The organism is Mycobacterium sp. NGS64 (genome assembly GCF_059812245.1).
The window spans coordinates 1-22,374 of the sequence record NZ_JCALCI010000002.1 but is presented as its reverse complement, the minus strand read 5'-3'; the positions used below and the strand labels follow the sequence as shown (position 1 = coordinate 22,374).

Annotated in this window: 11 protein-coding genes; 9 read left to right on the top strand and 2 right to left on the bottom strand. The window is 71.1% G+C overall.

Going from position 1 to position 22,374, the window contains the following annotated elements:
• The first annotated feature begins 3 nt into the window (after positions 1–3).
• The 9 genes from AC5Y4S_RS08520 (at position 4) to AC5Y4S_RS08480 (ending at position 20,755) form a co-directional block, all read left to right on the top strand.
• Positions 4–4,239 carry a non-ribosomal peptide synthetase gene (locus AC5Y4S_RS08520; RefSeq protein WP_500032212.1) on the top strand — a complete coding sequence of 1,412 codons (4,236 nt, stop codon included), beginning with the start codon at positions 4–6 and terminating at the stop codon, positions 4,237–4,239.
• Positions 4,229–5,542 (top strand): beta-ketoacyl [acyl carrier protein] synthase domain-containing protein, encoded by a 1,314-nt coding sequence (locus AC5Y4S_RS08515; protein WP_500032211.1) that lies wholly within the window; start codon positions 4,229–4,231, stop codon positions 5,540–5,542. The genes AC5Y4S_RS08520 and AC5Y4S_RS08515 overlap by 11 nt, the downstream gene beginning before the upstream one ends.
• Positions 5,532–8,531, top strand: a complete 3,000-nt coding sequence (gene mbtD / locus AC5Y4S_RS08510) for a mycobactin polyketide synthase MbtD (RefSeq protein ID WP_500032210.1) — start codon at positions 5,532–5,534, stop codon at positions 8,529–8,531. The genes AC5Y4S_RS08515 and mbtD overlap by 11 nt, the downstream gene beginning before the upstream one ends.
• The gene (locus tag AC5Y4S_RS08505; protein ID WP_500032209.1) at positions 8,528–13,684 is read left to right on the top strand and encodes an amino acid adenylation domain-containing protein; all 5,157 of its coding nucleotides are present in this window, start codon (positions 8,528–8,530) and stop codon (positions 13,682–13,684) included. Before mbtD ends, AC5Y4S_RS08505 begins: the two co-directional genes overlap by 4 nt.
• On the top strand, positions 13,681–18,024 hold the full coding sequence (locus tag AC5Y4S_RS08500) for an amino acid adenylation domain-containing protein (protein WP_500032208.1): 4,344 nt from the start codon (positions 13,681–13,683) through the stop codon (positions 18,022–18,024). The genes AC5Y4S_RS08505 and AC5Y4S_RS08500 overlap by 4 nt, the downstream gene beginning before the upstream one ends.
• Positions 18,021–19,325, top strand: a complete 1,305-nt coding sequence (gene mbtG / locus AC5Y4S_RS08495) for an NADPH-dependent L-lysine N(6)-monooxygenase MbtG (protein ID WP_500032207.1) — start codon at positions 18,021–18,023, stop codon at positions 19,323–19,325. The genes AC5Y4S_RS08500 and mbtG overlap by 4 nt, the downstream gene beginning before the upstream one ends.
• The gene (locus AC5Y4S_RS08490) at positions 19,306–19,521 is read left to right on the top strand and encodes an MbtH family protein (protein WP_068110267.1); all 216 of its coding nucleotides are present in this window, start codon (positions 19,306–19,308) and stop codon (positions 19,519–19,521) included. The genes mbtG and AC5Y4S_RS08490 overlap by 20 nt, the downstream gene beginning before the upstream one ends.
• Positions 19,522–19,621: 100 nt before the next feature.
• The gene (locus tag AC5Y4S_RS08485) at positions 19,622–20,101 is read left to right on the top strand and encodes an MTB12 family secreted protein (protein WP_500032206.1); all 480 of its coding nucleotides are present in this window, start codon (positions 19,622–19,624) and stop codon (positions 20,099–20,101) included.
• A gap of 150 nt (positions 20,102–20,251) precedes the next feature.
• Positions 20,252–20,755: an MTB12 family secreted protein gene (locus tag AC5Y4S_RS08480; protein ID WP_068136668.1), complete on the top strand. Its 504-nt coding sequence runs from the start codon at positions 20,252–20,254 to the stop codon at positions 20,753–20,755.
• On the opposite strand, the gene AC5Y4S_RS08475 is transcribed toward AC5Y4S_RS08480, so the two are convergent.
• Positions 20,749–21,630 (bottom strand): sigma-70 family RNA polymerase sigma factor, encoded by an 882-nt coding sequence (locus AC5Y4S_RS08475; protein ID WP_500032205.1) that lies wholly within the window; start codon positions 21,628–21,630, stop codon positions 20,749–20,751. The genes AC5Y4S_RS08480 and AC5Y4S_RS08475 overlap by 7 nt on opposite strands.
• Positions 21,627–22,223 carry a carboxymuconolactone decarboxylase family protein gene (locus AC5Y4S_RS08470; protein WP_500032204.1) on the bottom strand — a complete coding sequence of 199 codons (597 nt, stop codon included), beginning with the start codon at positions 22,221–22,223 and terminating at the stop codon, positions 21,627–21,629. The genes AC5Y4S_RS08475 and AC5Y4S_RS08470 overlap by 4 nt, the downstream gene beginning before the upstream one ends.
• Positions 22,224–22,374: the final 151 nt, after the last annotated feature.

Sequence of the window (22,374 nt, the reverse complement as noted above, 5' to 3'; positions counted from 1 at the left end):
TTCGTGGTGCGTGCCCCGGCGTGCTCGGAGGACATCCGCGCGGAGGTCGCCGAGCTGCTCGGCGTCCGCGCCGACGCGATTCACCCAGGGAGCAACCTCATCGGCCAGGGCCTGGACTCCATCCGGATGATGACGCTCGCCGGTCGGTGGCGCCGCCAGGGCATCGCCGTCGATTTCGCCGCCCTGGCCGCGGCGCCGACGATCGAGGCCTGGTCCGAGCTGGTGACGGCGAGCCCGGCCGCCCCGGCGGCCGAAGCACCGGCCCCGCCCGCCGACGCCGAACCGTCGGGGGAGGGCGAGCCCTTCCCGCTGGCGCCGATGCAACACGCGATGTGGGTCGGCCGCCAGGACAACCAGCAATTGGGTGGCGTCGCCGGGCACCTGTACGTCGAGTTCGACGGCGGCCCGATCGACCCGGACCGGCTGCGGGCGGCGGCCAACCGGCTGGCCCGTCGCCATCCGATGCTGCGGGTGCGATTCTCGGCCGATGGCACGCAGCGCATCGCGGCGGCCGACGAGTGCGGGGACTTCCCCGTCTCGGTGCTGGACCTGCGCGACCAGCGCGACCTGGTCGAGCCGCGCCTGGCGGCCCTGCGCGAGGCCAAATCGCACCAGCAGCTCGACGGCGCGGTGTTCGAACTCGCGGTGACGCTGCTGCCCGATGGGCGGTCCCGGCTGCACGTCGACCTGGACATGCAGGCCGCCGATGCGATGAGCTACCGCACGCTGATGGCCGACCTGGCCGCCCTCTACCTCGGCCGGGAACTGCCCGAATTGGGTTACACCTACCGTGAATACCGCCGGGCCGTCGCGCGCCAGGAGGCGCAACCCCAACCGCAGCGCGACGCCGACCGGGACTGGTGGGCCCAGCGCATTCCCGACCTGCCGGATCCGCCCGCGCCACCGTCGACGGGCGGGCGGGGCGCACGCACCAGCACCCGTCGCTGGCATTGGCTGGACCCGGCGACCCGCGACGCGCTGTTTGCCCGCGCCCGGGCCCGCGGCATCACCCCGGCGATGACGCTGGCCGCGGCGTTCGCCGACGTGCTGGCCCGCTGGTCCTCGCCGCGGTTCCTGCTGAATGTGCCGCTGTTCGGGCGCCAGGCGCTGCACCCCGACGTCGAGAAGCTGGTCGGCGACTTCACCTCGTCGCTGCTGCTCGATGTCGACCTGACAGACGCCGACACCCCGGCCGCGCGGGCGCGCGCGGTGCAGGACGCGATGCGGACGGCCGCCGCCCATTCCTCCTATCCCGGGCTGTCCGTGCTGCGCGACCTCAGCCGCCGCCGCGGCACCCAGGTCCTGGCGCCGGTCGTCTTCACCAGCGCGCTGGGCCTCGGGGAACTGTTCAGCGCCGATGTCACAAGGCAATTCGGCGCACCCGCCTGGATCATTTCGCAGGGCCCGCAGGTGCTGCTCGACGCGCAGGTCACCGAGTTCGACGGCGGCGTTCTGGTGAACTGGGACGTGCGCGACGGTGTCTTCGGGCCGGGCATCATCGACGCGATGTTCGCCCACCACATCGACGAACTGCTACGGCTGGCGTCCAGCGACGACGCCTGGGACGCCGCCGCTTTGCCGGCGCTGCCGGACGCGCAACGCGCGGTGCGCGAGGCGGTCAACGGCCGCAGCGCCGCGCCGAGCGGGGAGGCCCTGCACGACGGGTTCTTCCGGCGCGCCGAGCAACAACCCGACGCGCCCGCCGTGTTCGCGAGCTCCGGCGACCTCACCTACGCGCAGCTGCGCGGCCAGGCGCTGGCGCTGGCCGCGGCGTTGCGGGCGGCGGGAATCGGCGACGGCGACACCGTCGCGGTGATGGGCCCGAAGACCGCCGAACAGCTGCCGGCGCTGCTGGGCATTCTGGCCGCCGGCGGCGTGTACCTGCCGATCGGCGTCGACCAACCACGCGACCGCGCGGAGCGCATCCTGCACACGGGCGGGGTGCGGCTGGCCCTGGTGTGCGGCGGGCAGCCGCTGTCGCTGCCCGTCCCCGCAGTGGTGATCGCCGACGTGCTCCGCGAGCCGCCCGCCATCGCCGACTTTCCCTTCGCCAGAACGGATCCCGCCGAGCTCGCCTACGTGTTGTTCACGTCGGGCTCCACGGGCGAGCCCAAGGGCGTTGAGCTGACGCACGACGGCGCGATGAACACCGTCGAATTTCTCAGCCGCCGCTTCGAGATCGGCGCGGCGGACCGCTGCCTTGCCCTCTCGACGCTGGAATGCGACCTTTCGGTGCTCGACGTCTTCGCAACGCTGCGGGCCGGCGGGGCGATCGTCGTGGTCGACGAGGCGCAGCGACGCGATCCGGACGCGTGGGCGCGGCTCATCGACACCCATCAGGTCACGGTGCTGAACTTCCTGCCGGGCTGGCTGGAGATGTTGGTCGAGGTGCAGGCGGGCAGCCTGTCGTCGCTGCGGGTGGTGGCCACCGGCGGCGACTGGGTGCGTCCCGGCCTGGCCCGCCGGCTGCAGGCGCGGGCGCCGCACATGCGCTTCGCGGGGTTGGGGGGTGCCACCGAAACGGCGGTCCACGCAACCATTTTCGAGGTCGACGCCGACATGCCCGCGGACTGGACCGCGGTGCCGTACGGCAAGCCGTTCCCCAATATCGCCTGCCGCGTCGTCGGCGACACCGGTGCCGATTGTCCCGACTGGGTGGCCGGTGAGCTGTGGGTGTCCGGCCGCGGCATCGCCCGGGGCTATCGCGGGCGCCCCGAGCTGACCGCCGAGCGCTTCGTCGTCCACGATGGCCGAACCTGGTACCGCACCGGCGATCTGGCGCGCTACTGGCCGGACGGCACCCTCGAGTTCGTCGGCCGCGCCGATCACCGGATCAAGGTCAGCGGGTACCGCGTCGAGCTCGGCGAGATCGAGGCGGCGCTGCGCCGGGTGCCCGGGGTGCGAGCGGCCGTGGCCGCCCTGGTGCCCGGCTCCGGCGGCAGCGAAGTGCTGGCCGCCGCCGTCCGTCTTGACGACGACGCGTTGACCGCACCGCGAATACGCCAGCTTCTCGCCGATCTCGTTCCCGCGCACATGGTTCCGCAGCACATATCGCTGACCGACCGCATCCCGTTCACCGACGGCGGCAAGATCGACCGGCGCGCCGTCGGTCGTCAGCTGGCCGAGGCGGTCGACTCCGGCGAAGCGTCCGCGCCCCATCAGGGCCCGCGCACGCAACTGGAACGGGCGCTGTGCCACATCATCGCGGACCTTCTCGACCGGGACACCGCTGCGGTGGGTGTGCACGACGACTTCTTCTCGCTCGGCGGCGATTCCGTCCTTGCGACGCAGGCCGTCGTCGGCATCCGCCAGTGGCTCGACTCGCCAAGCCTGATGGTCGCCGACGTCTTTGCCGCCCGGACCGTCGCCACGCTGGCCGACTTGCTGACCGGCCGCGAGGCGAACGGCGACCGGCTCGAGCGGGTGGCCGACGTGTATCTGGAGATCGCGGACATGTCGAGCGCCGACGTGTTGTCCGCGCTCGACACCGCCCCCACGCCGGCACGGCGCGAGTTCAAGCCGTGGGTGAAGCGGTTTACCGCCGCCACGGCGCGCGGCTCGGTGGTCGTGTTCCCACACGCCGGCGGTGCCGCCGCGGCGTATCGGTCACTGGCGAAAGCGTTGTCGTCCAATGACGTCGACGCCTTCGTGGTGCAGTACCCGCAGCGGGCCGACCGGCGGAACCACCCCCCGGCCGAGAGCATCGACGCGCTCGCCCTCGAGTTGTTCGAGGCGGGCGACTGGAGCTCGGTGGCTCCGCTGAGCCTGTTCGGGCATTGCATGGGGGCCGTTGTGGCGTTCGAGTTCGCCCGGGTCGCCGAACGCAATGGCGTGCCGGTGCGCGTGCTGTGGGCCTCGGCCGGGCAGGCCCCCTCCACCGTCGAAGCCTACGGACCGCTGCCGACCAGCGGCAGCGGGGTGCTGGCGGACATGATCGATCTCGGCGGCACCGACCCCGAGCTGCTGGACGACGAGGAATTCGTCGAACTACTAGTCCAGGCGGTGCAGGCCGATTACCGCGCCCTGAACGCCTACTCATGCCGCCCCGACGTGCGCATCGCCGCCGACATTCACGCGGTCGGCGGCGATCGCGATCACCGGATCAGCCGGGAAACCCTGGCGCGCTGGGAAACCCACACCTCCGGCCGATTCACGGTGTCGGAATTCGAGGGTGGCCACTTCTACCTCGACGACCACCTCGACGCGGTGGCCCGGATGGTGAGCGCCGATGTCCGATAACGACCCGGTCGTTATTGTCGGGTTCGCCCTGGAGGCGCCCGGCGGCGTGGAAACCGCCGACGACTTCTGGGCGTTGCTGTCCGAACAGCGGGAGGCGCTCGGCCCGTTCCCCACCGACCGGGGCTGGGCGCTTCGCGAGGTGTTCGACGGATCCCGCCGGGACGGCTTCAAGCCGATCCATGATCTTGGCGGATTCCTTTCCAGTGCAACGACATTCGACCCGGAATTCTTCGGCATCTCACGACGGGAAGCGACGGCCATGGACCCCCAGCAGCGGGTCGGGCTGCGGGTGGCGTGGCGGAGCGTGGAGAACAGCGGCATCAACCCCGATGACCTCGCCGGTCACGATGTGGGCTGCTATGTCGGCGCCTCCGCACTGGAGTATGGCCCGGCGCTTTCCGAGTTCTCTGACCACAGCGGACATTTGATGACCGGGACGTCGCTGGGCGTCATCTCGGGGCGCATCGCCTACACGCTGGACCTGGCGGGGCCGGCGCTGACGATAGACACCGCCTGCTCGTCGGCGCTCGCGGCGTTTCATACCGCGGTCCAGGCGATCCGGGCCGGCGACTGCGACCTCGCGCTCGCCGGCGGGGTGTGCGTGATGGGCAGCCCGGGCTATTTCGTCGAATTTTCTTCGAAGCACGCGCTGTCCGACGACGGCCATTGCCGGCCGTACAGCGCGCTCGCCAGCGGAACCGTCTGGGCGGAGGGCGCGGCCATGTTCGTGCTGCAGCGCCGGTCCCGGGCGGTGGCCGACGGGCGCCGCGTCCTCGCCGAGGTGCGCGCCAGCTGCCTGAACTCCGATGGGCGCAGCGACGGGCTGATGGCCCCCAGCGGCGACGCGCAGCTGCGACTGTTTCGGCGCGCCATCGCGCAGGCCGGCGTCGAGCCCGTCGACGTCGGGATGGTCGAGGGGCACGCCACCGGCACCCGGCTCGGTGACCGGACGGAACTGTGCTCACTCGCGGCCAGTTACGGGACCGCGCCGCCCGGGCGCGGGCCGCTCTTGGGCTCGGTCAAGTCGAACATCGGCCATGCGCAAGCCGCCGCCGGCGCGCTGGGCCTCGCCAAGGTCATCCTGTCCGCCGAGCACGCCGCCGTTCCCCCGACCCTGCACGTCGACGAGCCCAGCCGCGAAATCGACTGGGAGAAACAGGGTTTGCGGCTGGCCGACAAGCTGACACCGTGGCCGGCCGTCGACGGATGGCGAACCGCGGCGGTATCCGCGTTCGGGATGAGCGGCACCAACACCCATCTGATCGTCTCGATGCCGGATTACGGGTCGCCCGATGCCCCTTAACCGACTGCCCGACGGGCGCGACCCGGTGCTCCTCAGCGCGCACGCCGACGATCTCGTGCGCGAGGACGCCGGCGCGATCGCCGACTACCTCGAGCGCTGCCCGGAAACGACCGTGGGCCAGGTGGGCCGTCAGCTGCTGCGGACCCGACGGGTGCGCCGACACCGCGCGGTGCTGCGCGCCGCCGACCGGGCGGAGCTCATCGGTGGGCTGCGGGCGCTGGCCACGGCGCGAGAGCATCCGCTGGTCGCGCGTTCCGCGGCGGATTCCGCGCCGCGGCAGGCCTTTGTGGTCCCCGGTCAGGGCGTGCACTGGCCGGGCATGGGCGCCGTCGCGTACCGGGCGCTGCCGACCTACCGGGCGGCGGCCGATGACTGCGTCGCGGCGTTCGAGGCCGCCGGCCACGTGTCACCGCTGCGCTACCTGACGGTCGGGGACGAGCCGGCGGCCTTCTCCGAAATCGAGGTACAGGGAGCACAATTCGTCCATGCTGTCGCGCTGGCGGAGGTTTGGCGGTCGTGCGGCGTGCTTGCCGACCTCACCATCGGCCAGAGCCTCGGTGAGGTCGCCGCGGCCTTCGTCGCCGGCGCCATGACTTTGCCGGACGCCGTCGCCGTCGTCGCCGCACGGGCCGCCGTGGTGGACCGCCTGCCGGGTCGCTACGCGATGGCCACGCTGGGCGTCAGCGCCGAGTCGGCCGGCGCGCTCATCGCGGCGGCGGACGGCTGGGCGGAGCTGGCGGTGGTGCACTCGGCGTCCACCGTGGCGGTGTCCGGCGAACGCGACGCGGTGCTGGCGATCGCCGACGCGGTGCGCAAGCGCGGTCAGTTCGCCCGCGAGATCACCGCGGGCTTCCCGGGGCACACCAGCGTGCTCGAGCCGCTGCGCGACGAGTTCGTCGCGCGGCTGCCCGCCTCCGAATTCCTCGAGTCCCCGGTGCAATTCATCGGCGGCGCGACCGGCGACGTGGTGGCACCCGACGAGCCATTCGGTGACTACTGGTATGCCAACCTGCGCAACACGGTGCGATTGGACCGCGCGTTCGCCTCGGCGATCCGTCGCGGCGCGGGGTCCTTCATCGAAATGTCGGCCCATCCGGCGCTGCTGTTCACGATCGGCCAGACCTTCGAGGCGGATGCACCGGACGGCCCCGCGGTGCTGGTCGGTTCAGGCCACCGCGACGAGCCGGTGCTCGAGGCGCTGTCGGCGAACATCCTCACCGCCGCCGTCGCCGACCCCGGATACACCTGGGGCGACTACCTGGGCGTCCCGCCGGCCGGCGACGTTGGCCTACAAGGGTTTCCGAACGCCCCGATGCGCGCGATCCCGATGTGGGCGCACCCGGCGCCGCTGCCACCCGTGTCGGCAGCCAGAGCGCCCGACATCGTGATGGAGCACTGGCAACGGGCGGTAGTGCCCACACCGGGGCCGCTCACGCGAATCGCGGTGATCAGCATTGGCGCCGAAAGCCCGTTGGCCCGCCCGCTGTGCGCGGCGATCGAGTCCCATCCCGCTGCCGAACTCGGCGAACCGCGCGACGCCGAAATCGTCGCGGTGATCGCGCCGGTTTTCGGCGGTGCCGGCGCGCAGCGGGCCGCCGAGGCGCTCACAGGCCTGGCCGCGGCCGGCCTGCTCGACTACCCGAACGCGCCGGGCCCCCGCTGCCACACCGTCTGCCTGCTCACCGTCGCCGCCGACCGCGTCGGCCCGTGCGACGCGCCGTCGTCGGCCGGCCACGCGGCGCTGGCCGCGATGCACCGCAGCGCCGGATTCGACCACCCCGAACGGACTTTCAACCAGCTGGACCTGCCGTCGTGGAAGCTGACGCCCGCCGCCGGCGCCACCGTCGTCGACGCGTTGCTGTCCGGGGCCGGCGAACTCGCGCTGCGCGGGCAGGCGCTGTTCGAGCGCTCGTTCCGCGACGCGCCCCCCGCCGCGCAGTGGCCACTGGACTCCGGGGTGCTCGACGACGTCCTCATCACCGGCGGTGCCGGCGCCATCGGTCTGCACTACGCCCGCTACCTCGCCGAGCGCGGCGCGCGGCGCATCGTCCTGCTGAGCCGTCGCAGCGCGGACCCGGGGGTGGTGAAGGCCTTGGCGGCCGAGCACGGCACCGAGCTGGTGCCCGCGCCGTGCGACCTCACCGATCGAGCCCAATTGGCGCTCACCGCAGCACGATACGGAGCCGGCGGTGCGTCGCTGATCGTGCACGCGGCGGGCAGCGTCGGGTTCCGCGCGGGCGCCGTTCCGACGGAGGCCACCCTCGACGAGGCCTTCGCCGCCAAGGTCACCGGACTGATCCACCTCGCCGAACTGTGGCCGGTGCGCGCCGGCGCGCGAATGCTGTTGTGCTCGTCGGTATCCGGGCTGTGGGGCGGACGCGGACACGCCGCCTACTCCGCGGCCAACCGCCTGCTGGACCACATGGCCGCCGAACTGCGCGCCGCGGGCCGGCACTGTGTATCGGTGCGGTGGGGCCTGTGGCAACCGTCGTCCGGCGGTGAGTCGGGCCGGGGCATCCTGGATGCGGCCGAGGTGGAAAACATCGAGCGTTCGGGCCTGCGGCAGATGACGCCGCGGGACGCGATCGAGGCGAGCCTGCGTGAGTGGCCCGACGACCCGCTGGTGTTCTCGGCCGACGCGGCCCGGCTGCGAATATTCCTGGACGGCAGGCGGTCCGAACCGGCCGAACATCGCAACGCCGCAAAGCTTCCGGTCGTCGAGGTGGTGCGCAGCCAGTTGGCGGCCGTCCTCGGGATGGAACGGGCTGGCGAACTGAACCTCGGCGAATCGCTTTTCGACCTTGGCGTCGACTCGATGCTGGCGCTGGACCTGCGCAAGCGCCTCAAATCGACGATCGGCCGAACGGTGTCGCTGGCGACACTGATGGGCGACATCACCGGCGCCGAACTCGTCGAACAACTCGAGGGCGCCCACGGGCGCTCCGGCAGAGCACAGAAGGTGGACCCAAAAGATGGACACAGTGCGTGACTGACATCGCCGACACCGGCGCCCGCCTGGAACTGCTTCGGCGCCGGCTCGCCGACCGCGGCCTCTCGGCCGACACCGGGGAGACCAACGCTCACGCCGACGACCAGCTTTCCGACGGCCAGGCCCGGATGTGGTTCGTCCACCTGGCCGACCCCAGCGGCGCGCTGCTCAATGTGTGCGTCTCCTACCGGATCACCGGCGACATCGACCTCGCGCGGCTGCACGATGCCGTCGACGCGGTCGCCCGCCGGCACCCGATCCTGCGCACCACCTACACCGTCGGCGACGACGGCACCCCCCGACCGAGCGTGCATGACGATCTCCGCCCGGGCTGGGCGCAACACGACCTGGCCGACCTGTCGGAACACGCGCGCCGGCTTCGGCTCGAGGTGCTTGCCCAGCGCGAATTCTCCGCCCCCGTCGACCTTTCCAAAGACGCACCGCTGCGGATCACCGCGGTGCGCGTCGCGGCCGACGAGCACGTGCTGCTGTTGGTGGCCCACCACATCGCCTGGGACGACGGCTCGTGGCGGATCTTCTTCCGCGACCTCACCAATGCCTACGCGGGTGTCGAGCTGGCGCCCTACCGCCACACGTCGGCGCCGTCAGCGCCCGACACCACGAAGGCCGATCTCGACTACTGGCGCGCCGTCATGGCCGACCCGCCCGAGCCGCTGGAGCTGCCCGGCCCGGCCGGGACGACGATGCCGACCAACTGGCGGGCCGCCCGCAGCGAACTGCGGTTGTCCGGCGACACCGCCCAGCGGGTGATCGCGATGGCGCGCGACGCCGGCTGCACCCCATACATGGTGCTGCTTGCCGCCTTCGGCGCCCTCATGCATCGCTACACCCATAGCGACGACTTCCTGGTGGCCGCACCGGTGCTCAACCGTGGCGCCGGAACCGACGACGCCATCGGTTATTTCGGCAACACGGTGGCGCTGCGGCTGCGACCCCGGCCGGGGATGAGCTTTCGCGAGTTGCTCAAGTCGACGCGCGACGTGGCGACCGGAGCGTTTGCGCACCAACGGGTCGGCCTCGATCGTGCCGTGCGCGAACTGAACCCCGATCGCCGCCACGGCGCGGAACGGATGACCCGGGTCAGCTTCGGATTCCGCGAGCCGGACGGCGGCGGGTTCCGCCCGCCCGGCGTCGAGTGCGAGCGCTACGGCCTGCGCAGCAACCTCACTCAGCTGCCGCTGGGCTTCATGGTCGAATTCGACGGCACCGGTGCGCTGGTGGAGGCCGAACACCTGCTGGAGATCCTCGACCCAGCGCTGGTGCGCCAGATGCTGCATCACTTCGCCGTGCTGCTGGATGACGCACTGGCCGCACCGGACCGGCCGCTGGCCGGACTGGCGCTCCTGGACGAGGCCGACGCCGGCTGGCTGCGTGAGGTGTCGCACGGCGAGGAGTTCCAGACCGCCCCCAAAACCCTGGCCGACCTGGTCTCCGAGCAGGCCGCGCGGACCCCCGACGCCGTCGCCGTCGCCTACGAAGGCCGCCGGTTCACCTACCGCGACATCAATGAGGCGGCAAACCGGTTGGCGCACTGGCTGATCGAGAAGGGGATCGGCAGCGAGGACCGCGTGGCCGTGCTGCTCGACAAGTCGCCGGACCTGGTCGTCACCGCGGTCGGCATCGCCAAGTCCGGCGCGGTGTACGTACCGGTGGACCCCAGCTATCCGCGGGACCGACTCGATTTCATCCTCGAGGACTGCGACGCCAAGCTGGTGCTGCGCGAGCCGGTGGCCGACCTCGCCGCCTACCGCGCCGACGACCCCACCGACGCGGACCGGGTGCGGCCGCTGCGGCCGGAAAACACCGCGTACCTGATCTACACGTCGGGCACCACCGGGTTGCCCAAAGGCGTTGCGGTGCCGCACCGTCCCGTCGCCGAATACTTCGTCTGGTTCAAGGGCGAGTACGGGGTGGACCACACCGACCGGCTGCTGCAGGTCGCGTCGCCAAGCTTCGACGTGTCGATCGCCGAGATCTTCGGCACGCTGGCCTGCGGGTCGCGAATGGTGATCCCGCGCCCCGGCGGGCTCAACGACATCGGCTACCTGACCGCCCTGTTGCGCGACGAGGGAATCACGGCAATGCATTTCGTGCCCTCGCTGCTCGGCCTGTTCCTGTCGCTGCCCGGCGTCAACCAGTGGCGGACGTTGCAGCGGGTGCCCATCGGCGGCGAACCGCTGCCCGGCGAGGTGGCCGACAAGTTCCACGCGACGTTCGACGCGCTGCTGCACAACTTCTACGGTCCGACCGAGACCGTGATCAACGCCAGCCGGTTCAAGGTCGAAGGCCCGCAAGGCACCCGGATCGTGCCCATCGGCCGGCCCAAGATCAACACGACGATGCACCTGCTCGACGATTCGCTGCGACCCGTGCCCGTCGGCGTGATCGGCGAGATCTACCTCGGCGGAACGCATCTGGCGCACGGATACCATCGCCGCGGCCGGCTGACCGCCGAGCGGTTCGTCGCCGACCCGTTCAATCCCGGCGCCCGGATGTACCGAACCGGTGACCTGGCGCGCCGCAACGCGGACGGCGACGTCGAGTTCGTGGGCCGCGCCGACGAACAGGTAAAGATCCGCGGCTTCCGGATCGAACTGGGTGACGTCGCCGCGGCCATCTCGGTCGACCCGACGGTCGGGCAGGCGGTCGTGGTGGTCAGCGACCTGCCGGGACTCGGCAAGAGTCTGGTTGGCTATGTGACGCCCGCCGCGGGAACCTCCGAGGTCGACCTCGACCGCATCCGGGCCCGCGTCGCCGCGGCGCTGCCCGAATACATGGTCCCGGCGGCATACGTTGTGCTCGACGAGATCCCGATCACCGCGCACGGCAAGATCGACCGTGCCGCGCTGCCAACCCCGGAGGTGAGTTCCGGCGCGGAGTTCCGTGAACCGGGATCGGTCACGGAGCGGCGCGTGGCCGAACTGTTCGCCGAGTTGCTCGACCGCGACCGGGTTGGCGCCGACGACTCGTTCTTCGACCTGGGCGGCCACTCGCTGCTCGCGACGAAGTTGGTCGCGTCGGTCCGTAACGCGTTCGGCGTCGACATAGGCGTGCGCGAGGTTTTCGAACTCGCGACGGTGGCGCGGCTCGCCGCGCACATCGACGCCGCCGATCAGGCGGCGGCGCGGCCACGGCTGACCGCCCTGGACCGGGGCGGGCCGGTTCCGCTCTCGTCGTCACAGCTGCGAAGCTGGTTCACCTATCGGTTCGACGGGGCCAACGCCGTCAACAACATTCCGTTCGTCGCAGCGTTGCGGGGCCCCTGCGACACCGACGCGCTGGCGGCGGCCGTCACCGACGTCGTGACCCGGCACGAGATCCTGCGCACCACCTACCGCGAGATCGACGGCGTCCCCCATCAGATCGTCCACCCGCCCGCCGAGGTTCCGGTGCGCCGTGCCGACGGGCCCGACGCGGAATGGCTTGGGGCCCAACTGGATGCGGAGCGCCGTCACGTCTTCGACCTGGAGACCGACCTGCCGATCCGGGCGGCGGTGCTCGGCACGCCGGACCGCAAGGTCCTGTCGGTGGTGACGCACCACATCGCCGGCGATCACTGGTCCGCCGGTGTGCTGTTCACCGACCTGCTCACCGCGTACCGGGCCCGCCGCGCCGGCCGACCTCCCGCGTGGGAACCGCTGCCCGTGCAATACGCCGACTACGCCGCGTGGCAGGCGGCGCTGCTGGACGACAGCGCCGGCATCGCCGGACCGCAGCGCGATTACTGGACCCGTCAACTCGATGGGCTGGCCGAGGACAACGGTTTGCGTCCCGACTTCCCACGGCCGGCCGCGCTCACCGGCGCCGGTAATGCCGTCGAGTTCGGCTTCGGCGCCGCAACCCGCGCCAAGCTGGCCGCCCTGACCCGCGAGCTCGGCATCACCGAGTTCATGCTCCTGCAGGCCGCCGTCGCGGTGGTGCTGCACAAGGCCGGCGGCGGCACGGACGTCCCGCTCGGCACCCCGGTCGCCGGCCGCAACGAATCCGACCTGGACCGCCTCGTCGGGTTTTTCATCAACATCGTGGTGTTGCGGAATGACGTGCGCGGCAACCCCACACTGCGCGAGCTGCTGCAGCGGACCAGGGACGTGGCGCTGGCCGCCTACTCACATCAAGACCTGCCGTTCGACCAAGTGGTGGACGCCGTCAAGCCCGCCCGGTCCCTGTCGCGCAACCCGCTGTTCGACGTGGTGGTGCACGTTCGCGAACAGTTGCCGCAAGACCAGGTGATCGACAGCGGGCCCGACGGCGACACCACGCTCACCGCGCTGGAGCCGGACTTCGACGTGGCGCACGCCGACATGTCCGTCAACTTCTTCGCGTCCGAAGACGGCTACCGCGGCCACGTCATCTATCGCCCCGAGCTATACCGGCGCGCCACCGCGGAACGGTTCGCAGAGTGGCTGATCCGCGTCATCGAGGCGTTCGCCGACGACCCCGATCAACGGTTGCGCGACGTCGAGATCACCGGCGCGCAAGAAAGAGCGCGGATTCTGGCCCGGGCCACCGCGGGCGACGGGGCCGCTCGGGTGTACCTGCTGGACGCCTGGCTGAACCCCGTCCCGACCGGGGTGGTGGGCGACGTCTACTACGGTGGCGGCCCGGCGGTCATCGGCCGGCTGGCGCGGGCTTCGCTCACCGCGACCCGCTTCGTCGCCGATCCGTTTGCCGCCCAACCGGGTTCGAGGCTGTACCGCAACGGCGAACGCGGCATGTGGACCGACGACGGCCAACTCCAGTTGGTCGCCGACATCGAGCGACCCGCACCGACGCCGGCACCCGGGGGCCCGGCCGAACCGCCCAACACCGCCACCGAGCGGGCGCTCGCCGAAATCCTCGCCGACGTGCTCGACACCGGCGAAATCGGGCGGCACGACGAATTTTTCAATCTCGGCGGGGACAGCATCCTCGCCGTGCGGGTGGCCGCGCGGGCCCGCGACGCCGGAATGCCGCTGACCCCGCGGATGATCTTCGAACATCCCGTGCTCCGCGAGCTCGCTGCCGCCCTGGATGCCAAGTCGACGGCCGAAACCGAACCCGAGAACGGCGGCTCCCATGCGCCGATGAGCACTTCGGGGCTTTCCGCCGACGAGCTGGCGGCCCTGACCTCGTCCTGGGGTGATCGGCCGTGACCCGAGCCGACCCGCGGCCGGCCATCGAGGATGTGATGGCGCTCAGCCCCCTGCAGCAGGGGCTGTTCTCGATGGCGACGCTGGCCTCCGAAGACGGCTCGGGCGCCGACCCGTACGTCATCGCGATGGCCGCCGACGTGGTGGGCCCGCTCGACGTCGCGTTGTTGCGCGAGTGCGCCGCGACGCTGCTGATGCGGCATCCCAACCTGCGGGCAAGCTTCATCCACGGCGACCTGAGCCGGCCCGTCCAGGTGATACCGAGCAGCGCCGAGCTGCCGTGGCGGTGCGTGCCCGCCGAGCCTGACGAGGTCGGGGCGCTGGAAGCCGAAGAGCGCCAACGCCGTTTCGACGTGGGTCGCGGACCGCTGATCCGGTTCCTGCTCATCGAATTGCCGGAGCAGCGGTGGCATCTGGTCATCGTCGCGCACCACATCGTCATCGACGGGTGGTCGCTGCCGCTGCTGGTGTCCGAACTCCTGGCCCTGTATCGGGCCGGCGGAGACGCCGCCGCGCTGCCGCCACCGCCGCGGCCGTACCGCGACTACATCGGCTGGCTGGCGAACCGGGACCAGGCCGCCAGCCGCGCCTTGTGGGCCGAGCACCTCGGCGGCACGGACGGGCCCACCCTGCTTTCGCCGGCGCTGACCGCCACCCCGCCGGCGGCGGGCGTACCGCGACGCACCACGCTGCGCCTCGACCCCGGGGCCACCGCCGCGCTGGCCGACGCCGCCCGCACCCGCGGTGTCACCCTCAACACGCTCGTCCAGATGGCCTGGGCGACAATACTATCGGTCTTCACCGACCGCCATGACGTGACGTTCGGGGTGACCGTGTCGGGCAGGCCGGGCGAACTGCCGGGCGTCGAATCGATGGTCGGCATGTTCATCAATACCGTCCCGTTGCGGGTTCGCCTGGACCCGCGCAAGCCCGCCGGAACGCAATGCCTTGCGTTGCAACGTGAATCCGCCGCGCTGCGGGACCACAGCTACCTGGGTCACGCCGAGCTGCGGGCCATCGCCGGTGTCGGTGAGATGTTCGACACGCTGCTGGTGTACGAAAACTTCCCGCCCGGTGAGGTCGTCGGGGCCTCCGAATTCGTCGCAAACGGCGCGACCTTCCGTCCGGTGGCGCTGGAGAGCGTGTCGCATTTCCCGGTGACCATCGCCGCCCACCCGAGCGCCGACGGGCTCACGGTGCTGGTCGAGGTGCTCGACGGTGCGCTGGGCGCGACCGCGCCCGAAGACCTCGGCAATCGGCTGCTGGCCGTGGTGCAGCGGTTGGTGGACAAGTGGGACCGGCCGCTGCGCGAGGTCGACATCCTGCTCGACGGCGAGCGCGACCCGGCCCCCGTGGAACTACCGGAGGCGCCGGCGGCCGCGGTGCACGCCCGCTTCGCCCAAATCGCCACCGCGCAACCCGATTCGACGGCGGTCAGCTGGGAAGACGGGCGGCTGACCTACGGTGAGCTCGACGCGCTTGCCGATCGGCTGGCGGCCGCGCTGCGGCGGGCGGGCGCGGCCAGCGAGGCCCCGGTGGCGATCATGCTGCGCCGCGGCCCGCTCTATGTGGCCGCCATGCTGGCCGTCCTCAAAGCCGGCGGCATGATCGTGCCGCTGGACGCGGGCATGCCGGGCGAGCGGATCGCCGAGATCCTGCGCCAGACGTCGGCTCCGATCGTCGTCGACGAGGACTTCGTCGCCAATGGCGCCGCCGGAAGCGCCGATTACCGGGCCGTCACGGTGCCGCCGGACCACGCGGCCTACGCCGTCTTCACCTCGGGCACGACCGGCGCACCGAAGGGCGTCATCGGTACGCACCGCGCGCTCGCGGCGTACATCGACGACCACATCGAGCGCGTCCTTCGGCCCGCCGCCGCGCGCATCGGGCGACCGCTGCGCATCGCGCACGCCTGGTCGTTCACCTTCGACGCGGCGTGGCAGCCGTTGGCGGCCTTGCTCGATGGGCACTCGGTGCACGTCGTCGACGACGAGCATCAACGTGACGCCGAGACGCTGGTCGACGTGATCGACCGCTTCGGCCTGGACATGATCGACACCACGCCGTCGATGTTCGGCCAGCTGCACAACGCGGGGCTGCTAGCTCGGGTGCCGCTGGCGGTGCTCGCGCTCGGCGGCGAAGCCCTCGGTGTCACCGCGTGGCGGGCGATCCAAACCGAATGCGCCCGAACGGCGATGACGGCCTTCAACTGCTACGGGCCCACCGAGACCACGGTCGAGGCCGTCGTCGCGGCCATCGGCGAACACGCTCGGCCCACGATCGGGCGTCCGACCCGCAGCACCCGCGCCTACGTCCTGGACGCCTGGCTGCGGCCGGTCCCCGACGGCGCTGCGGGTGAGCTGTACCTGGCGGGCGATCAGCTGACCCGCGGCTACCTCGGGCGCGCGGCCGAAACCGCAACGCGTTTCGTCGCCGAACCGAACGGCCGGGGCACCCGGATGTACCGCACCGGAGATGTGGTGCGCCGCATGCCCGACGGCGGCCTCGAGTTCCTCGGTCGCAGCGACGACCAGCTCAAGATCCGCGGTTTCCGCGTCGAGCCCGGCGAGATCGCGGCCGTGCTCTGCGGCCACGACCGGGTGCGCGGCGCCCACGTGCTGGTCCGCCACCACACCCATGGGCCCCGGCTGACCGCCTATGTGGCGGGCGGGCCCGACCGGCCGGCGGTGGCCGAACTGCGCGCGATGCTGCTCGACCGGCTGCCGCGCTACCTGGTGCCTCATCACATCGTGGTCGTGGACGAGTTGCCGCTGACCCCGCACGGCAAGATCGACGAAAAGGCTTTGGCGGCAATTGATGTCGTCGATGGCCCCGCCGTCCCGCCCGATACGCCGACCGAGGCGGCGCTGGCCCAGGCGTTCACCGACGTCTTGGGCGGCGCCGACGTCGACGTCACGGCGAGCTTTCTGGAGCTGGGCGTCGACAGCATCTCGGCTTTGTCGGTCGTGCAGGCCGCCCGCCGTCGCGGTCTGGCGCTGCGGGCGCGGTCGATGGTGGAGTGCGACAGCATCCGCGAACTCGCCGCGGCGATCGACTCCGACGCCGCCCGGCACGCGGATCCGGGCGGCGTCGAAGAGTCCGGCGAACCGATCCCGGTGTTGCCCAGCGTTCATTGGCTCTACGAGTACGGCGATGCCCGACGGCTCGCGCAGACCGAAGTCATCAGGCTGCCCGACACGATCACCCGAGACGGCCTGGAGGCGCTGCTGCGCGCGGTCCTCGACGGGCACGAGGTGTTGCGATGCCGGCTGGACCGCGACGCGACGACGCTTGTCGCACAACCGAACGTCGACATCCTCAATGAGGCGTGGGTGGGCGGCGAGCCGACCAACGACGTCGCCAAGCATGTCCTCGAGGCGGTGGAGAGCCTCGACCCGCTGGCCGGTCGGCTGCTGTCCGCGGTGTGGCTACGCCGAGCGGACGAGCCCGGGCTGCTGGTGTTGACGGCCCACGTGCTGGCGATGGACCCGGCCTCCTGGCGGATCGTGCTTGGCGAGCTCGATGCCGGCCTGCACGCCCTGGCCGCGGGGCGCGCGCCGGCACCGGTCCGCGAGCACACCACCTACCGCCAGTGGTCGCGCTTGCTCGCCGAGCGGGCGAAAACGCTGAGTACGGAAGCCTTTTGGGCCGCCGAATTGCGGGGCGCCGATCCGCCGCTGGGCGCCCGGCGGCTGCGGCCGCAGACCGACCGCGCCGTCGACTTGGCGGTCAGCGTCTCGGCCTGCGGGCCCGAGCTCACCGGGCGGCTGCTCGCGGCGGCGCAGCCGATGGGCGAATTGCTGATCACCGCGGCCGCCCGCACGGTGACCGCGTGGCGGCGGCGGCGCGGTCAGGACACCCCGGCCCCGCTGTTGGCGCTGGAGACGCACGGCCGCACGGATTTGGGAATCGACACCGATACCGGCGACACCGTCGGGTTGCTCAGCGCGATCTACCCGTTGCGGGTGCACTCCGACGGGCCCACCGATTTGGCCCGAATCCCCGGCAGCGGTGTCGATTACGGCCTACTGCGTTACCTGCGGCCCGATACCCGGCTGCGCGAACTTCCCGAACCCCAACTGCTGCTCAACTACCTCGGCAACCTCCACGTCGGCGTCGGGGATCTCGAGCTGGACCGCGAGCTGATGGCCGAGGTCGACTGGGTGCCCGAGCCCGACCAGGCGGTGCGCCACGAACTGACCGTGGTTGCCGGCGTCCTCGGGACCGGTGCCGCCCGCGTGCTGGCCACCCAGTGGCGGGCGCTGCCCGACATTCTGAGTGAGGCGGAAATCGCAGAGCTGCAAGGACTTTGGACCGAGACACTGCGGGAGATGGCGGAATGAGCACACTTGCGATCCTCGGCGCCGGAGCCAAGGCCGTGGCCGTCGCCGCCAAGGCAGCGGCGCTGCGCGACATGGGCGTCACAGGAGTTGACGTCCCGGACATCGTCGCGGTCGAACGCATCGGCGTGGCGGCCAACTGGCAGGCCAGCGGCGGATGGACCGACGGTGCGCACCGGCTGGGCACCAGCCCGGAAAAAGATGTCGGCTTCCCCTACCGCTCCTCGCTGGTACCGCGGCGCAACGCCGAGCTCGACGAGCGGATGACCCGCTACAGCTGGCAGTCGTACCTGATCGCCACCGCGTCGTTCGCCGAGTGGATCGACCGGGGCCGGCCCGCGCCGACCCATCGCCGGTGGAGCCAGTACCTCGGCTGGGTGGCCGGCCAGGTCGGCCTGAATGTGGTGCACGGCGAGGTCGAACGGCTTGCGGTCGACGGCGACCGCTGGGTGCTGCAGACCCACGAAACGACCGTGCCCGCCGACGCCCTGATGATCACCGGCCCCGGGCAGGCCGAAAAGTCCTTGCTGCCGGGCAATCCGCGCGTGCTGTCGATCGCCCAATTCTGGGACCGGGCCGCGGCGGACGACCGGATCAGCGCCGAGCGGGTGGCGGTGATCGGTGGCGGTGAGACCGCCGCGTCGATGCTCAACGAGCTGTTCCGGCACCGGGTTTCCAGCATCACCGTCATCTCCCCGCAGGTGACGTTGTTCACCCGCGGCGAGGGGTTCTTCGAGAACTCGCTGTTCTCCGACCCCACCGACTGGACCGACCTGACGCTGGACGAGCGCCGCGATGCGCTGGCGCGCACCGACCGCGGGGTGTTCTCGGCGAACGTGCAGGAGGCGCTGCTGGCCGACGACCGCATCCACCACCTGCGCGGCCGGGTCGCCCACGCCGTGGGCCGCGACGGGCAGATCCGGCTGACGCTGTCCACCAACCGGGGCAGCGAGAACCTCGAGACGGTGCACGGTTTCGATCTGGTCATCGACGGCTCCGGCGCCGACCCGCTGTGGTTCACCTCGCTGTTTGGTCAGGACGCCCTCGACTTGCTCGAACTCGGGTTGGGTGGCCCGCTGACCGCCGACGGCCTGCAGGAGGCGATCGGCTACGACCTGGCCGTCACCGACGTGACGCCCAAGCTGTTCCTGCCCAACCTTTCCGGACTCACCCAGGGTCCCGGTTTTCCCAACCTGAGCTGCCTCGGGTTGCTGTCCGACCGGGTGCTGGGCGCCGCTGGGCTGTCAGCGGGTTCTGGGACCCAACGAACGACGAGGAGAAGCGATGAGCACCAACCCCTTTGATGACGACGACGGCGCCTTCTACGTGCTGATCAACGGCGAGGAGCAGCACAGCCTCTGGCCCGCGTTCGCCGAAATCCCGGACGGCTGGCGCGCGGTCTTCGGCGAAGCGAGCCGGTCGGCGTGCCTGGACTACGTCGACGAGAACTGGGCCGACCTGCGGCCCAAGACGCTGCGCGAGGCCATGGCGGGCGACTGAGCGCCGGCAGCGTGCCCGTACCGTGACCCGCCCGAGACCAAGAACAGCGGGCGCCGCGGGCAGAATCACAACTCTTACTCACCAGGGGGAGGACCCGACCATGAGAACGAAACCCTTGAAGTCCTTGGCCATCAGCGCGATAGCGATGGGCGCGGCGGCCGTCGGCGTGACGTCCGTCGCTCCCGCCGCCGCCGCACCGCTGCCACAGGATCCGCCGCCGGCGCCTGGACTGCCGAGCCCGGACCAGCTGTCCAACCTGTGCGTTCAGGCCACCGATCCCGGCGTGTCGTACACGACCAAGACCAACCTGGTCCAAAACGGTATCGCTCCGGACGAGGGCCATGTGGCCGACCATGACCTGCGGAAGGCGTACCGGAACGGAAACTTCCCGGAGACGTTCGCCGTCACGAACATTGCGCCGGCCGGCCCGAACGCGGCCCAGGCCGACGTGGCCATCTCGGGTCCGAGGTTCGCCGGGCCGGTCGAAAAGCACCTCGCGTTCGTCAACGAGGGCGGCAATTGGATCCTGCAGCACGACGCCGCGATCGCCCTGATACAGGCCGCTACCGCGACGAACTAGCAAAGCCGAGTGGCCTGTGCACCCACATAGCGGGCGCACAGGTTGTTCACATGGCGTGCCCGTAACGTCTCGGTGCGCAAACACGAAACAACAATCGAAAAGACGCACATTGGCACGGTCCGTCGACGCGTGCCCGCCCAAGGGGGGACCATGAAAACCGTTAAGTTCTTCGCCGGCGGTGCGGCAGCGCTGGCCGTCATCGGGGGAGCGGCCGCGGGCATCACGTCCATTGCGGCGCCGGGTGAGCAGGCCTCGGTGCGGCTGATCGCGGTCGGCGCGCCGTTGCCGATGGACCCGCCCCAGGCGGTAAACGTGCCCACGGCCAATCAGTTGACCGGCCTGCTGAACAGCCTTGCCGACCCCAGCGTTTCGTTCTCCAACAAGAGCAACCTGGTCGAAGGCGGCATCAGCGGGATCGAAGCGCACGTCGCCGACAAGAAGCTGCAGAAGGCGGCCAAGAACGGCGACCTGCCGCTGACGTTCGGCGTCTCCAACATCCAACCGACCGCGGCGGGGTCCGCGACGGCCGACGTGGCGGTCTCGGGTCCCAAGCTGACGTCGCCGGTGACGCAGAACGTCACGTTCGTCAACCAGGGCGGCTGGGTGCTGTCGCGCTCCTCGGCGATGGAGTTGCTGCAGGCCGCCGGTCAGTGATCGGCGCGCACGGCGCGCAGGTCTAGTTTGACGATCCGGTCCGGGTCGGCCAGCACATCGATGCTGGCCACCAGCCCGTCGCGCACCACGAATCCCATGATGGCCGTGGGCCGCCCGGCAACGAATATGACCGCGCCGGCGGCGCCGTTGACGATCGCTGGGCGCACCTCGCGCTCCGGTCCCGCGTAGCCGCGGGCCAGTTTGGCCACGGCTGCCGCACCCTCGGCCCGGAATACGTTGGCGCCCTTGCCGAAATCACCGCGCAAGATGACACCGGGATCGAGCACCGACACCAACCGGTCGAAATCGCCGGCGCGGCCCGCGGCGAAGAACGCGTCGACGGCCTCCCGTTGCGCGGCGACGCCGCCGTCGGGGGCCGGGTCGGCCTCCTGGATGCGCCGACGCGCCCGGCTGGCCAGCTTGCGCGTCGCCTCCGGCGTCCGTTCCACGATCGGCGCGATCTCGTCGAACGGGACCGCGAACACGTCGTGCAGCACGAAGGCCAGCCGCTCGGCCGGCGGCAGCGTGTCCAGCACGACAAACAACGCCAGCCCCACCGCGTCGGCCAGCATCGCCCGGTGTTCGGGATCGAATTCGCCCTCGGCATCGACGATCGGATCCGGCAGCTGCCCGACCGGCTCCTCCCGGCCGCGCCCGTGCCGGTCTCGCAACGCGTTCAGGCAGATGCGGGCGACCACGGTGGTCAGCCAGGCGTCGAGGTTCGCGATGTCCCCAGCGCCGCTGAGCCGCAGCCACGCCTCCTGCACGGCATCCTGGGCGTCGTCGACCGAGCCCAGCATGCGGTAGGCGAGGGCGCCCAGCCTCGGGCGCGCGGCCTCGAAGCGTGCGGACAGCGAAGGGTCCGCCGCGGTCACGCGCGACCGGTCTCGGGCAGCGCGCAGACCCGGCTGCCGGAAAAGCCGGATGACCCGATGCCGAGTGCGATGTTGAACCGGGCGCGCAGGTTACCCAGCGTGATGACGTGGGTCAGCCCGACGAGCTGCGGCGTGTCGAAGTGGGCGCGCAGCGCCTCGAAGAGCCCGTCGCTCACCTCGACCGGGGTGCGGCTGATCGCGGTGGCGTACTCCAGGATCAGCTTGTCGAGCTCCGAGAAGCACGAGGCGTTGCGGTAGTCGGCCATCCCGAGCAGCTCCTCGTCGGTGATTCCCCATTGGCGCGCGATCTGTGAGCCCAAGTCGATGCAATATTCGCAGCCCACGGTGGTCGCCGACTTCAACTCGGCCAGCGCGCGCTGGCGGGGGCTGAGGATATCCAGCTTCGACTCGGCCTGCTCCAGCTTGCCGTAGGCGTTGAGCAAGCGCGGGATGTGCGCGTACATGCGCAGCGGTTCCAGCATCCCCGCCGTCTCCAGGCCGGCCATCTGCGACAGCTTGCGCTTGGTGAAGAAGAAGGCGATCTTGGCGCTCAGCGTGGCGTCGCGGTCCGAGACTCCTTGCAGCCGAGGCATGGCGGTCCTCCTTGAATGTCGTCCTACTAGCTCGACACCGGGCGACGCCCAAACGTGACGGCTAGGCCGATGGTGGCGACCCGCTGGGCCCGGCTACGCCGCGCTTGCGATCGCCACGGAATCCGATGGTGGCGACCCGCTGCGCCCGGCT

Coding starts and splice junctions, on each gene's coding strand:
- AC5Y4S_RS08515 (WP_500032211.1), top strand. CDS start 4,229: ATGTCCGATAACGACCCGGTCGTTATTGTCGGGTTCGCCCTGGAGGCG.
- AC5Y4S_RS08480 (WP_068136668.1), top strand. CDS start 20,252: ATGAAAACCGTTAAGTTCTTCGCCGGCGGTGCGGCAGCGCTGGCCGTC.
- mbtG (WP_500032207.1), top strand. CDS start 18,021: ATGAGCACACTTGCGATCCTCGGCGCCGGAGCCAAGGCCGTGGCCGTC.
- AC5Y4S_RS08485 (WP_500032206.1), top strand. CDS start 19,622: ATGAGAACGAAACCCTTGAAGTCCTTGGCCATCAGCGCGATAGCGATG.
- AC5Y4S_RS08470 (WP_500032204.1), bottom strand. CDS start 22,223: ATGCCTCGGCTGCAAGGAGTCTCGGACCGCGACGCCACGCTGAGCGCC.
- AC5Y4S_RS08490 (WP_068110267.1), top strand. CDS start 19,306: ATGAGCACCAACCCCTTTGATGACGACGACGGCGCCTTCTACGTGCTG.
- mbtD (WP_500032210.1), top strand. CDS start 5,532: ATGCCCCTTAACCGACTGCCCGACGGGCGCGACCCGGTGCTCCTCAGC.